At 66.0% G+C, this 13,389-nt stretch carries 12 protein-coding genes; 5 read left to right on the top strand and 7 right to left on the bottom strand.

Annotated elements, in window-relative coordinates; genetic code table 11:
- The 6 genes from OG203_RS25390 to OG203_RS25415 all read right to left on the bottom strand — a co-directional run bounded on the left by OG203_RS25390 (position 1) and on the right by OG203_RS25415 (position 6,547).
- Complete coding sequence (locus OG203_RS25390) at positions 1 to 813, bottom strand: carbohydrate ABC transporter permease (RefSeq protein WP_405168001.1); 813 nt, start codon at positions 811 to 813, stop codon at positions 1 to 3.
- A 50-nt stretch (positions 814 to 863) separates the two neighbouring features.
- A complete protein-coding gene (locus OG203_RS25395; protein WP_405159770.1) occupies positions 864 to 1,793 on the bottom strand; it encodes a carbohydrate ABC transporter permease in 930 nt (309 codons plus the stop codon).
- A gap of 170 nt (positions 1,794 to 1,963) precedes the next feature.
- Positions 1,964 to 2,872, bottom strand: coding sequence for a L,D-transpeptidase (locus tag OG203_RS25400; protein WP_405159771.1), 909 nt, complete (start codon positions 2,870 to 2,872; stop codon positions 1,964 to 1,966).
- Positions 2,873 to 3,175: 303 nt separating this feature from the next.
- A complete protein-coding gene (locus OG203_RS25405; RefSeq protein ID WP_405159772.1) occupies positions 3,176 to 4,570 on the bottom strand; it encodes a cytochrome P450 in 1,395 nt (464 codons plus the stop codon).
- 85 nt (positions 4,571 to 4,655) lie between these two features.
- Positions 4,656 to 5,924, bottom strand: a complete 1,269-nt coding sequence (locus OG203_RS25410) for a serine hydrolase domain-containing protein (protein ID WP_405168002.1) — start codon at positions 5,922 to 5,924, stop codon at positions 4,656 to 4,658.
- An 83-nt stretch (positions 5,925 to 6,007) separates the two neighbouring features.
- The gene (locus OG203_RS25415; RefSeq protein WP_405159773.1) at positions 6,008 to 6,547 is read right to left on the bottom strand and encodes a DUF6764 family protein; all 540 of its coding nucleotides are present in this window, start codon (positions 6,545 to 6,547) and stop codon (positions 6,008 to 6,010) included.
- A 195-nt stretch (positions 6,548 to 6,742) separates the two neighbouring features.
- On the opposite strand from OG203_RS25415, the gene OG203_RS25420 reads away from it, so the two are divergent.
- Together OG203_RS25420 and OG203_RS25425 are read left to right on the top strand one after the other, a co-directional pair.
- Entirely contained in the window at positions 6,743 to 7,366 is a 624-nt protein-coding gene (locus OG203_RS25420; RefSeq protein ID WP_405159774.1) for a hypothetical protein, read from the top strand.
- A gap of 59 nt (positions 7,367 to 7,425) precedes the next feature.
- Positions 7,426 to 8,877, top strand: coding sequence for an MFS transporter (locus OG203_RS25425; protein ID WP_405159775.1), 1,452 nt, complete (start codon positions 7,426 to 7,428; stop codon positions 8,875 to 8,877).
- A gap of 64 nt (positions 8,878 to 8,941) precedes the next feature.
- On the opposite strand, the gene OG203_RS25430 is transcribed toward OG203_RS25425, so the two are convergent.
- Positions 8,942 to 9,616 carry a serine protease gene (locus tag OG203_RS25430; protein ID WP_405159776.1) on the bottom strand — a complete coding sequence of 225 codons (675 nt, stop codon included), beginning with the start codon at positions 9,614 to 9,616 and terminating at the stop codon, positions 8,942 to 8,944.
- Between the two features lie 561 nt (positions 9,617 to 10,177).
- Here OG203_RS25430 and OG203_RS25435 point away from each other — a divergent pair.
- From OG203_RS25435 to OG203_RS25445, 3 genes are read left to right on the top strand one after another with little or no spacing between them, the layout of a single operon-like run.
- Positions 10,178 to 10,996 carry an MlaE family ABC transporter permease gene (locus OG203_RS25435; protein ID WP_378722349.1) on the top strand — a complete coding sequence of 273 codons (819 nt, stop codon included), beginning with the start codon at positions 10,178 to 10,180 and terminating at the stop codon, positions 10,994 to 10,996.
- Entirely contained in the window at positions 10,997 to 11,860 is an 864-nt protein-coding gene (locus OG203_RS25440; RefSeq protein ID WP_405159777.1) for an ABC transporter permease, read from the top strand.
- A gap of 6 nt (positions 11,861 to 11,866) precedes the next feature.
- Positions 11,867 to 13,363, top strand: coding sequence for an MlaD family protein (locus tag OG203_RS25445; protein WP_405159778.1), 1,497 nt, complete (start codon positions 11,867 to 11,869; stop codon positions 13,361 to 13,363).
- The last annotated feature ends 26 nt before the right edge of the window (positions 13,364 to 13,389 follow it).

The following is a 13,389-nucleotide window of genomic DNA, read 5'->3' on the forward strand; positions in this document are numbered from 1 at the left end:
CTAACCTTTGACCGCACCAGAGGTGAGGCCTTTGATCATGTGGCGTTGCAGCAGCAGGAACACCACGAGAATCGGCAGCATGGTCAGCAGCGTGCCGGACATCACCGGCCCCCAGTTCGTGACGCTGGGATTCTCGGTGTTCTGCAAAAGGGTCAGGCCGACCGGCAGCGTTGCGGTCTGCGGACTGTCGGACATCAAGAACGGCCAGAGGTATTCGTTCCACTCGTTGACCAGCGTGACCACCGCGAAGGCGACCATCGTCGGCCCGGACATCGGCAGCACCACCCTGGTCAGCAGCCGCCACCAGTTGGCGCCGTCCATCCTGGCCGCCTCGATGACCTCCGACGGCAGCGACAGGAAGTGGTTACGCATCAGGAAGGTGCCGAATGCGACGCCGCAGAGCGGAACGATGATGCCGATCAGGGTGTTTCGCCAGCCGAGCTGCGCGACCAGCGCGTAGTTGGAGATCACGGTGATCTGGTTGGGCACCATCAGTGCCGCGATGATCACCAGGAACACCACCGACTTACCGGGGAACCGCAGGAACACCAGCCCGTACGCGCTGAACACACCGAGCACGAACTTCACCACGGAGATGACCGCCGTGACGATCAGTGAGTTGCGGAAAAAGGTCCAGAACGGCAGCGCGGTGGTGGCGTCGTGATAGTTCTCCGGATGCCAGCTGTGCGGCCAGTAGACCGCGGGCTGCACGTAGATGTCCGGGCGCGCCTTGAACGAGGTGATGACGATCCAGAACAGTGGCACGCCGACGATGATCAGCACGCACACCATGGCGGCGTAGCCGAGCAGCATCACGCCGAGTTGGCGACGCTTATAGGAAACCGTTTCAGCGCCTGCGCTTTTCACTGCTCATTCCGATCCATGACGCGAACCTGCACCAGCGTGACGACCAACAGCACCACGAACATGATGGTGGCCACGGTCGCGCCGTAGCCGGCGCGGAAGTTACGGAAGGTTTCCTGGTACACCTGGTAAACCATGGTGGTGGTGCCGGTGCCGAGCGGCCCGCCCCGCGTCATCACGTTGATGATGTCGAAGACCTGCAACGAATTCAGCAGCACCGTGATCGACAGGAAGAACGTGGTCGGGCGCAGCTGCGGCAGCAACACCTTGGTGAAGGTGGTCCACCGGCCAGCGCCGTCCATCTCGGCCGCCTCCATCAGCTCGGCCCGAACCCCTTGTAGCGCGGCAAGATAGATGACGAAGCTATAGCCGAGGTTCTTCCAGATGTAGGTCACCGTCACCATGAACAGCGCCCAGTGTGGATTCTGGTAGAAGTCGGGCACGTTGTCGACGCCGATGCGGTGCAACAAATCCTGGACCAGGCCGAAGCTCGGGTCGAAGAGGAATTGGAATGCCACGCCGATAGCGGCGCCGGAGATGACGAACGGCGCGAAGATCGCCGAGCGGACCACATTGCGGCCGAACAGCTTCCGGTCGAGCAGCAGGGCGAGCCCGAGGCCGAGCACCATGCTGCCGACCACCGCGGCCAGGGTGAACACCACCGTGTTGGTGACGATGGCCCAGGAATCCGACCGCCCCCACCACTCCCGGTAGTTGTCGAACCCGATGTAGGTGAGCGCCGTGTCGGAGATGTTCCAGTCGGAGAACGAGAGCCGGATGTTGTCGATCAACGGCCGATAGACGAACAGCGTCAGCAGCGCGAAATTCGGTGCTACCAGCACAAAGAACAGCGCGTAATCCTGCCAGGGCCGGTTCCGCAAACCGCGTCCGCGCGGTTGGGGTAAAACTCTTTCCGGCTTAGCTCGCACGTCGCGCACTCTACGGACGGGGGCAAACAACCGGTTAACGCTAGCCCCCGGCACGCTGAACTTCTCGAACACGCGCCAAGTGAATCAAGAAGCCGAACACCACGATCAGCAAATTGCTTAATTGATCGTAATGTTCGGCTTCGTGACGTGTCTTCGGTTGTGCTGGAAGGTCACTCGACCCAGTCGCCGGCCAAACCGTCGCTGGCGTCGATCGTGCCGCCCTTGGTGTTCTCGATGATGACCGGGTCACCCTTGCGCGAGTTCTCCATGAACCACTTGGCGTTCTCGGTGCTCACGTTGAGGCAGCCGTGGCTGGAGTTGGAGTTGCCCTGCTGGCCGACCGACCACGGTGCGGCGTGCACGAAGATGCCGTTGTTGGAGATGCGGGTCGCGTACTCGACCTCGAGCTTGTAGCCCTCGGGGTCGGTGGTCGGCACACCGTAGGTGGACGAATCCATGATCATCTTGCGCAGCTGTTCGCCGACGACGTAGGTGCCGTTCGGGGTCTCGTGCTTGGTCTTGCCCATCGAGGTCGGCATCGTCTTCACCACCTCACCGTTGCGGGTGATCGTGATCATGTGGGTGTTGTCGTCGGCCGTGCTGACGAACGCGTCGCCGATCTTGAAGTCGCTGCGCGTCCCGCCCGCCTCGACGTGCACGTCGGTGTTGTCCGGCCAGAACTCGTTCGGCCGCCAGCGCACCTGCTTGTCGCCGCGCCAGTAGAAGTGGCCCGGCGCGTCTTTCGACGAGGTGATCTTGATGAACTTCTCGGCGGTGGCGTGATCGGGCACCGGGTCCTTGAAGTTGATGATGATCGGCTGGGCGACCCCGACCACCTCGCCGTCGGCGATGTTGATCCCCGGCGGCGCGAAGTTCGGCTGCTGTGGCCCTGGGTCCGTCGCCGAACCGGCGGATCCGGTGCCGAATCCGGGGAACAACGGATCGGCGTCGGCGGGCACCGCGAGCAGGACCCCCGCCGCGATCGTCGCGGACAACAGGGCGCCCGCCCGCAGCCTGCGGGTTAGCTGTGCTCCCCTGCGGTGAGCAGGTAGCGACCCGGTGTGCGAAGCGACATGCATAGGTTTCTCGTCCATTCCATCTCTCGCGACACCCGCGCGGACGCACGCGTGCCATGAGATCTCTCATCGGCGTGGAGCAGGCAGAGCTGACCCACGGGTATTGACGGCCCGACCCTGCATCCTTCCTACCGTCCCGGAGTGGCTCGAAGCCAGTTGCGTTTCATAATGATTCGATCAGACCGCGCGGTGTGGTAGCCGTCACATAACCCGGTGGCGGTCGTCTTGCTTCTCGAAAGGTACCGGTCACGTCGGCGAGTCCGGTGGGTGGATCGATGCCGCTGGTCGGTCGCTTTGTCGGTATGGTCAAACGCCTTCGTGACGTAAATCACTCACCACATCGAACGGAATCGGGCGGTGCGGACCGGTTGCTATGTTGTGCGGCACCGAGATTGGCGTACGCCCGTTCGCATACCGAGGGACCAGCCGCAGCCGGACCCGGCTCACCATGGTAGCCAACGCGATTCGCAGTTCGTAGTCCGCCAGCGACGCACCGACGCAGCGCCGATGCCCACCGCCGAACGGCGCGAACTCGAACGGCCCGTATTTGCGCTCGATGAACCGCTCCGGCCGGAACCGTCGCGCCTCGGTCCACACCTGGGGATCCGAGTGCAGCAACGGCACCGCGACCCCCATCGTGTCCCCCGCCGCCAGGTCAACCCCGCGCAGCGTGAACGGCGCGGTCAATCGGCGCACCACGATGGGCACCGCGGGATGTAGCCGCAGCGTCTCCTGACACACCGCGTCCAGATAGGGCAGCCGCGCCAGTTCTACCGGGTCGGCGTCCGGTCCAGCGGCGCGCAACTCCGCGCGCAGCGGTTCCAGCGTGGCCGGGTCGCGGTGCAGGTGGAACAGTGCCCAGACCAGGGTGGTCGCGGTGGTCTCGTGTCCGGCGACAAGCAGGGTGCGCAGTTGTTCGCACAGCTCGTCGTCGGTGAGCGCGGTGCCGTCGTCGTAGCGCGTGTTCAGCAACATGCCGAGGATGTCGGTGGCCAAGTTCCCGGTGCTGGCCCGCCTGCGCGCGATGTCGTCGACGATCAGTCGATCCAGCCGCTCGCGGGCCGCGACGAACCGATCCCACGGCGCCCGCCCGAACAGCCCGTGCCGCAGCAGCGGCAGCAGCATCAGCGGCCCGGAGAACGCGGTGAGGAAGTCGCTGACCGCCCTGGTGTATTCGGCCCGCCGCTCGTGGCTGTCCACCCCGAACACCGCCTCCAGGATCACCCGCAGTGTGATCGCCCGCGCCGCCGCTCTGGAATCGATGCGGACCCCCGGCCGCCACGGCTGGTTCCCCTCGGTCATCTCCGTGCGCACCGAATCCCGGATGATCTCCCCGTACGCGCGGATTCGCGCACCGTGGAAGGCCGGTGCCAGCAGCGCGCGATCACGCCGATGCCGCTCGCCCGAGGACAGGATCAGCGACGCGGTGCCGACCAGCGGCTCGATCGGATTCGGTCGCGGCGGTTCGATGGTGTCGACCGGCGCGCGGAACATCTCGCGCGCGCCCTCGGCCGTGCCGGTGAACAGCGCCGAGCCGAAGCCGGGAAAGCGCACGAAGAATGGATCGCCCTCGCGCGCCCTTCGCCAGCGGAAGTACCTCTCGAAGTCGATGCCGGCGGCCAGCGCGTGCAGCACGATCAGCCGTGGCGGCGCGACCACTCGCGGCTCGTCGCTGCCGGGACCGGCGGTGCCCACGTCCATATCTACAACTACGAACTGACCGCACCGTGGGTTCGACGCAGGGCTAGGTCCTGTGTCGAAGTCCCATCCGGCGCCTCCACAGAGGCTAGGAGTCTGTCTCGTCGACGACCACCGCTGGCTTGGCGCGCCGCACCGTATTTCGCGCGGTCGCCGCCAACCGGGCCAGCCGGGCGTCACCGAGCGCGGTCACCGCGTTGCCGAGCCGATTGGTGACGAACGCGATCGACATGCCCAACTCCGGATCGGCGTAGGCACCGGACCCGCCGACGCCGTAGTGGCCGAACGCCTTTCGCGGCTGCTGCTTGGACATCAGCACCGGGCGGTGATACCCGAGGGTGAAACGCAGCGGCAGCCCGAGCACATAGTCGCGGCTCTCCGCGGGCTGCACCTGGTTGATGGTCTCGATCGTCTCCGGCCGCAGCAACCGCACGAATTCACCGCGCCGGTCCACGAAGACGCGCCCGTCGTTGGCCAGCGCCCCATACATACTGGCCAGCGCGCGCGCCGAGAAGACGCCATTCCAACCGGGCATCACCGCGTCGTGCACCCGTGGGTCGCGGACCAGCTCATCGAAGCTCTCCGGCATCCCCGCCTCGGCAAGCCCGCGAATCGGGCGCACCCAGGACAGCACCGACGAGGCGGTGTTCCAGCGGATACCCGGCGGGGCGAGGTGCGGGAAGATCTTGGCGATCCGGTAGCGCTGGGATTCCGGTACCCGGAACCAGAATTCGTCGAGGCCGAGCGGCTCGGCGATCTCCCTGCGCAGCACGTCGGTGAACGGGTCGCCGGTCACCCGCTGCACGATCTCGGCGACCAGCCAGCCGAAGGTGATCGCGTGATAGCCGGAGGTGCGGATGCGGCGCGGGTCAGGCGGGCTGTCGGCCAGCGCCTTGATCACCGCGTCGTAGTCGAGGATGCCCTCGCGGCCGGGGACAAGGCCGCGTACTCGATGCAGTCCGGCGCGGTGCGAGAGCACATCGCGCACGGTGATGTCGTCCTTGCCGTGCGCGGCGAATTCGGGCCAGTACCTGGCGACCGGCGCGTCGTAGTCGATGAGGCCGCGTTCGGCCAGCCGGTGCAGCACGGTGGAGGCGACGCCCTTGCCGGTGGAGAAGGTCAGCGCGACGGTGTCGCCGTTCCAGCGCCGATCCTTACCGGCCCAGCCGCCCCAGATGTCGACGACCGGTTTGCCGTCGAGATAGACGGCCAACGCGCCGCCGCCGCGATTCGGTTGGGTGAACATGCCGAAGAATTGGTCGGCCAAGCGGATGAACCGTGGGTCGACCAGCATCTCTTTGGGCGCGGCGAGCTTGCCATTCGCCGGGTCGGCGGCGTCGAAGCCGCCCGCCGCCATTGCCGAAACCATGAGGTCTCACCTCCTCGGAGCGCTTGCGAGCGCGAATGCGCGAGGCCGCACCACCGATCACGGTGCGTCCCTCAGGGTAGCTGGTGCACCGGGGTCTGCCAGCGGCCGAAGGGCGTGCTGAGGCAGGCGTCGCCGGTTCGCGAATTCCAGGCGAAAGCCCCGGCGCCGAGGCACACCACGGTGCGTTCGGTGGTCTGCGCACCGGCCCGTGACCCGTCCAGCGCGACCGACACCGCGACGATCGGCGCCGCTGGACTCGCCGAAACCGCGTCGCTGTCAATGGAACTCATGGCGATGGCGTCCTGACCGATGCCGATCGCGATCGGCATCCCGCCCGCCCCGTCGCTGGCACCGACGCCACCACGCACGCCGATGCCGACCGCCTTGGCCCCCGCGGTGGCGTTGGCATAGCCGACACCGTCGATGCCGAGCGATTTCGCCTGGCCGAGCAGGTCGGACGCGGCACGGCACGCGGTGCGCCCGTCGATGACCGTGATGTCGGTCCCGTTTTGCGACGTGCAATGCACATCGGTAGCTGAGGCCACGGCCGGTAGCGCGAGAGAGGTGATAACCGCGGCGGCCGAGCAGACGATCACGCTGATCAGCTTCACGGGCAACTCCTCTCCAGCTCTGAAACCCCACTGTACTCAGATGGGTTGCTGGAACCTGGATTCCACGGTCGAGTCGACGTGTGCGCGTGCCATGGTGTATGCATGGCGTGTATTTCAAGCACAGCTAAGTTTTGTTTACTTCGGATTCTTACGGGGGCGTGAGTTCGGAGCGTTACAGCTCGGGAGGACTGTTACGTGTCTGGTCAACTGACCTGGGGTCGTGTCGTGTTTGCGACGTTCGTCGCGGTGGCCGCCCTCTCCGTAGTCGGCTGTAGCTCCAGCGTCAGCGGCCACGCGCAGCCCGCGGTGGACAACGGCACCATCAACGCCGTCTCGATCACCAACACACCCAAGCCGTCGGCGGGCCGGCCGACCACCGGCAAGCCGGCGCCGACCAGCAGCAAGGGCGGCAACACCGACTTCCAGGCCAATGAGGGCGATTGCGTCACCCTCGGCGGTACCACCGCGAACGCCACGATCACGAAGGCGTCCTGCGGCAGCCGCGCGGCGAACTACAAGGTGATCGGCAAGGCGCCCAAGAGCACGCAGTGCGTCGGCGATGCCGACAACTACTACGCCGAGACCCTCAACGGCATCGAGCAGGGCGCGTACTGCCTCGACATCGACTGGGTGGTCGGCGGCTGCATGGACGTCGGTGGGGACGATCCCAAGCGGATCGACTGCACCGGTGCGTCGCCGGTGAAGGGCGTCAAGGTGGTCAAACGGGTGGAGAGCGCCGACGATGTCAGCGTCTGCGGCAGCGGCACCGGATACGTCTACGAACAGCGCCACTTCGTCGTCTGCGTCCAGGAGATCTGACACTTTCCGCCCAGCGCGGAACTCCCGTCAATACGAAGTCCGGCAGCTAAATTGGGTCGGTGAGTACGACTGATCTGCCCCGGCTGAAATCGGCCACCGGTCGGTGGATTCTGCTGGCCACCATCCTCGGCTCGTCGGTGGCCTCGCTCGACGCCACCGTCGTCAACATCGCGCTGCCCCGCATCGGCGAGTCGCTGCACACCGATGTGGCCGGGCTGCAGTGGACGTTGAACGGGTACACGCTGACGCTGGCCTCGTTCATCCTGCTCGGCGGCTCGCTTGGCGACCGTCTCGGCAGGCGCAAGGTGTTCGTCTGGGGCACCATCGGTTTCGCGCTTGCCTCGGTGCTGTGCGGGGCCGCGCTGAGTATCGAGATGCTCGTGTTCGCGCGCATCCTGCAGGGCGTGGCCGGTGCCATGCTGACGCCGGGCAGTCTCGCGCTGATCTCCTCGTCCATCGATCGGCGCGATCAGGGCGCGGCGATCGGCCTGTGGTCCGGCTTCGGCGGGGTGGCCGGCGCGTTCGGGCCGTTCCTCGGCGGCTGGCTGATCGAGCTGGCCGGGTGGCGCTCGATCTTCTTCATCAATGTGCCGCTCACCCTCGTCGTGGTGCTCGTCGCGCTGAAACACGTGCCGGAGAGCCATGATCCGAATGCCAAGACACAGCTCGACGTGCCAGGCGCACTGGTGGTCGCGCTCGCGCTCGGCGCGCTGACCTTCGGCTTGATCGAGACCATGCCGGTGCTGATCGTGGCGGGTGTGCTGCTGCTCGCCGCGTTTGTGGTGATCGAGCTGCGCAGCGACCATCCGCTGGTGCCGCCGGTGCTGTTCGCCTCGCGGGTATTCACCGCGGCCAACCTGGTCACCCTCGCGGTCTACGCGGCACTCGGCGGCGTCTTCTTCCTGCTGATTCTGGAATTGCAGTTGGTGGCCGGATATTCACCGTTGATGTCGGGCGTGGCGACGGTACCGATCACGCTGATCATGCTGGTGCTCTCGGCGCCCGCCGGACGCTGGGCGCAGGTGCACGGCCCGCGCATTCCGATGACGGTCGGCCCGCTGCTCGCCGCGGGCGGGCTGGTGCTGCTGCTTCGGATCGGTCCGGACACCGCCTATTTCACCGACGTGCTGCCCGGCGTGCTCGTCTTCGGCTTCGGCCTCGCCGCGCTGGTCGCCCCGCTGACCGGTGCCGTGCTCGGCGCGGTGCCGTCCAGCGAGGCTGGTATCGCGTCCGGGGTGAACAATGCCGTCGCGCGGACCGCGCAGCTGCTCGCCGTCGCCGCGCTGCCCGGTCTGGCCGGAATCTCCGGCGCCCTCGGCGATCCGGCCGCCTTCAACCATGGCTTCGGCACCGCCATGTGGATCTGCGTCGGCCTGCTGCTGGCCGGTGCGGTGCTCGCGGCCGCACTGCTGCGCCAGCCGCGCCGCCCAGCCAGCTTGGACAGCGTCGACTGCATGCCGCAGTGCGCGGTGGCCGGTCCGGCGATCGCCCCGGTACACAACGAAAAATGAGCGGGCGCGGCCGGTTCGGTCAACCGGGGGCGCCCGCCCACTTCTCGGGTCTGGTCGAGACGTACTAAATGGGCATATAACCCGCGCCCACGCTGCCGCGGGCGTTGATGTCATCCATGATCGAACTCATGTTGGTGCCGACCTCGGGGCCGAAGCAGGCCATGGCGAGGTAGGCGTTCACCATGCCGACGAGGGTCGTCCCGATCACGACCGGCGCACCGGAATCGCCTTCAACGACGCACATCTGGCTCCAGGTCTCCATGTTCGACCCGAAGACGTCGCCCCAGCTGATACCGCAGGTGTTGCCGGTGGTGCGGCCTTCTTTGCACACGATGTTCGGGAACGACGCCGGCGCGCCGAGGCCGGTGATGCTGACATTGCCGACCCGGTTCACCGGGACGATCTTGCCCGGCTCGAACTGGATGACGGCGTAGTCGAGATCATGGTTGGAGTAGACGAACCGGCCGATCACGCCGGCGCCGCGGTTGGCCTCAGCGAACACCTCCGCGCCGGGATCACCGCAGTGGCCCGCGGTCAGGCCGACCAGGCGCCCCGCGTTGTCGTGGCCGACGGTGGTGACGGTGCACTCGAATTGGTTGTCGATGATGATGCCGGAACCGCCGCCGACAACCGGCGGGCCCGGATCGGCCTGAGCGGCCCCCGCGCCCGTCCCGAGTAGCGCCGCACCGAGGGCTACGGCGAAGGCGGCGTTGGCCACCTTGGCGAGTTTGCTGAACATGTCCCTCCAGACGTCGGAAGCCCGCACGATATCAATCTGTCGCACCCATCGTGTCAGTATTCGGGCCCGGGCGCGTCATCTACTACGGGGTGTCCATGGCGGGCGAGCCTTAACCCCTTTTTCGACATTGGGACCATTATGTCTCTTATTGTTAATAATAGCGACAAGCTATAGAAAGCGACGATACCAAGTTCGAGTTTGTACTCGAACAGTAGTACAGCCCGTTCTGTTCGGTTCCGGAAACAAATGCGATTTTGAATGAATTCTTTCCGAATAAATTAGCGCGATGATCATGTGTGGGCTGCCGATTCGTCCGGTTGACCTGTAACTTGTTCCAGGAGAACCACCCTCCTTTTTGGGCGCTGACCCAATGTCGGTGGCCTGCGTCATAGCGTTTACACCGCAGTGACGGAGGTCTATGACTGCAATCACAGGAGGGTGGTGTGTTCTGGCTTACTACGTAGTAAGGTGCGTCAAGCAAACAAGTCGTCGGGGCAGCCAACCGGCGTCGAGAGGGGTTAGCCAGTGCAGTCGACCAAGAGTCCTCCAACAGGATCACGGATGAGTGATGCGGTCGATTGGACCAAGGGTTACTGGGCAGACCATCCGAAGGCTTCGCTGGAGACCTTCGGCCGCCAGATCACCATGGGGATCGCGGCGGTCGCCGAACTGTTCATCGCGATCTTCCGGCGCCGCTTCCCCTTCAACGAGTTCATTCGCCAGTGCGCCTTCATGGCCAGCGTCTCGGCAGCACCGACCCTACTGGTCGCCGTCCCGATCGGTGTCATCGTCTCGATCCAGGTCGGCTCGATCGCAGGCCAGGTCGGCGCGACCTCCTTCATCGGCGCGGCCAACGGCCTCGGCATCATCCAGCAGGGCGCTCCCCTCGTCACCTCGCTGATGATCGCGGGCGCCGTCGGCTCCGCGGTGTGCGCTGATCTCGGCTCGCGCACCATCCGCGAAGAGATCGACGCCATGAAGGTGATGGGCGTCGATCCGATGCGCAGGCTGGTCGCCCCCCGGCTCGGCGCGGCGATGCTCGTCAGTGTGTTGCTCTGTGGCTTCGTCGTTTTCGTCGGCTTCCTGACCGGTTACATCTTCAACATTTTCGCGCAGAACGGCACGCCGGGTTCCTACATCGGCACGTTCTCGTCGTTCGCGGTGACCACCGATCTCTTTGTCGCACTGGTCAAATCGCTGATTTTCGGGCTACTCGCCGCAATCATCGCCTGCGACAACGGATTGAACGCCCGCGGTGGCCCCGGCGGCGTGGCCAACGCGGTGAATTCCGCGGTGGTGAGTTCCGCCATCATGTTGTTCGGCGTGAATCTCGTCATCACCCAGGTGTACAACGCACTGTTCCCGTCACAGGTGGTCTGAGTGTCGTCGACATATGTTCCCCCGCTGCTTCGTCCGTTACGGCAGCTCCGCAAAACCGCGAACGCGCCGGTCGATCTGCTGGCCAAGCTCGGGCACCAGGTGTTCTTCCTGCTGCGCTCGATCGGCTCGATCCCGTTGGCGCTCAAGCACTATCCCAAGGAAGTGTGGCGGCTGCTCTCCGACGTCAGCTGGGGCAACGGGAACCTGGTCGTCGGCGGCGGCACCATCGGCGTCGTCGTCATCCTCAGCGCGTTCGGCGGGATGACCGTCGGCATCCAGGGCTACAACTCGCTGAACCTGCTCGGCCTGAGTCCGATCACCGGCGCCATCTCCGCCTTCGCCACCACGCGCGAACTCGGCCCGCTGCTCGCGACCATCGCCTTCGCCGCGCAGGCAGGCTGCCGGTTCACCGCGCAGCTCGGCGCCATGCGCATCTCGGAGGAGATCGACGCGCTGGAGTCCATCGCGATCCGGCCGCTGCCCTACCTGATCAGCACCAGGATGTTCGCGGCGATGGTCGCCATCATCCCGCTGTACTGCCTCGGCCTCGCCATGGCCTACATCTCCTGCTCGCTGACCGTGCAGCTGATCGGCGGCACCGCGAGCGGCACCTACCAGCACTACTTCTACCAATTCCTGGTGCCGACGGACGTGATCTACTCGCTGCTCAAGGCGATCCTGTTCGTCGCGATCACCACCTTCATCCAGTGCTACTACGGTTTCTTCGCCTCCGGCGGACCGGAGGGCGTCGGCGTCGCGGCCGGCCGGGCGATCAAGGTCTGCATCATCGCGGTCGTTTTCGCGAACCTGTTCATGACATTGGCGATCTGGGGCATCAACCCCGGCATCAGGATCTCGGGGTAGCACCAGATGATCATCGATCCCAGTGGGCGTGGACCCACGATGCGTCAGCTGCTTGTCGCTGGCCTGGCGGGCCTGATCGTGCTCGCGCTGGTGCTCGGCTTCCTGACGCTGCGCTACCAGGGCTACTTCGTGCAGAAGGTGAACGTCACCGCGAACCTCACCACCACCGGTGACGGGCTGCCCTCGCAGGCCGACGTCAAGTTCCGCGGCGTGCTGGTCGGCGCCGTGAAGAGCGTCGAGGTCGCGGCCAAGGGCGAGCTGCAGAAGGTACAGATCGAGGTGAAGCCGGAGTTCGCCAAGGGCGTGCCGGCCAACGTCACCGCCAGGGTGGTGCCGAGCAACCTGTTCGCCGTCACCTCGGTCGAGCTGGTCTTCAATGGGCCAGCGGATCAGTACCTGCACGAGGGCTCGGTCATCGAGGAAGATCGAAGCAAAGGCACGCTCGCGCTGCAGGACACGCTCACCACGGTGCGCAACATCCTCGACCGGATCGATCCGGTGGAATTCGGTCGCGTACTCGGCACGCTGTCCCAGGCGCTGGACGGCAGCGGCCGGATGCCCGGCTCGACCGTCGAGCGGTTCGATCACTGGCTGCAGTCGGTGGACGACGCGATCCCGAACCTCGGCGTGCTGCTCGGCGACTTCTCCAGCTCGTTCCACGCGCTCAACGAATCCTCGCCGGAACTGCTCGACGTGCTCGGCACCTCGGTGCAGACCGCGCGGACCATCGCCGATCGGCGCAGCGAGCTGGTCGCCCTGATCACCGGGACGAGTAGCACGGTCGACACCGTGAACGACCTGTTCGCCCGCAACGGCGACGTGGGCAAGCAGGTCACCGAGGGCACGAGCGACATGTTCGGCGCGGTGGCCGCCGACCCCGACGCGATCACCAAGACGATCCTGAATTTCAGCGAGACGACCCGCAGGATGGACACCACCTTCACCTGGGGTCCGCAGAAGCAGCAGGTCTGGAACGCGGGCATCACGCTCACCCCGTACAAGCCGTACACGGTGGCCGACTGCCCGCGCTACGGCGATCTGGCCGGACCGAGCTGTGCCACCGCACCCTCGGTGAACGAGCTGCCGCCGCTGCCGGACAAGCTGAAGCCGAGGGCGCTCGACTCGGCGGCCGGTCTGCCGCCGGTGGTGCCGATGCCGGGTCTGCCGATGATTCCCGGCGTCACCATGCCGGACGCGCGGCCCGCCGAGAGCGCGGCGCCGAGTGCGCCGCGTCCGTTCGCCGGCACCCCGCTCGAGGGCCTGTTCCCGATGCTGCCCGGTCTCGGTCAACCACCGGCCCCCGCGCCCGCTCCGCCCCCGGCTCCGGTGGCACCGGCCGCCGCACCGGCGGGCACTCCGTCCGCGGGCGAGATCTCGTACCAGGGTGACGCGGCAATCACCAAGTTGCTCGGTCGCCAGCCGACGACCGCCGAATATCTGCTGCTGAGCTCGATTCTGAAGGGCGGGACCATGCACGTGGCCGATAACCGGGGTGGCCAATGAGTGAGCGCGGCGAGCGAATCATGTGC

This window comes from Nocardia sp. NBC_01499, assembly GCF_045040275.1.
Lineage (GTDB): Bacteria > Actinomycetota > Actinomycetes > Mycobacteriales > Mycobacteriaceae > Nocardia.

Bases quoted from the DNA above. Each gene is read 5' to 3' on its own strand.
- OG203_RS25410 (WP_405168002.1), bottom strand. From the start codon at position 5,924: ATGGCGGCGGGCGGCTTCGACGCCGCCGACCCGGCGAATGGCAAGCTC.
- OG203_RS25445 (WP_405159778.1), top strand. From the start codon at position 11,867: ATGATCATCGATCCCAGTGGGCGTGGACCCACGATGCGTCAGCTGCTT.
- OG203_RS25430 (WP_405159776.1), bottom strand. From the start codon at position 9,616: ATGTTCAGCAAACTCGCCAAGGTGGCCAACGCCGCCTTCGCCGTAGCC.
- OG203_RS25405 (WP_405159772.1), bottom strand. From the start codon at position 4,570: ATGGACGTGGGCACCGCCGGTCCCGGCAGCGACGAGCCGCGAGTGGTC.
- OG203_RS25390 (WP_405168001.1), bottom strand. From the start codon at position 813: ATGCTGCTCGGCTACGCCGCCATGGTGTGCGTGCTGATCATCGTCGGC.
- OG203_RS25400 (WP_405159771.1), bottom strand. From the start codon at position 2,872: ATGCATGTCGCTTCGCACACCGGGTCGCTACCTGCTCACCGCAGGGGA.
- OG203_RS25435 (WP_378722349.1), top strand. From the start codon at position 10,178: ATGAGTGATGCGGTCGATTGGACCAAGGGTTACTGGGCAGACCATCCG.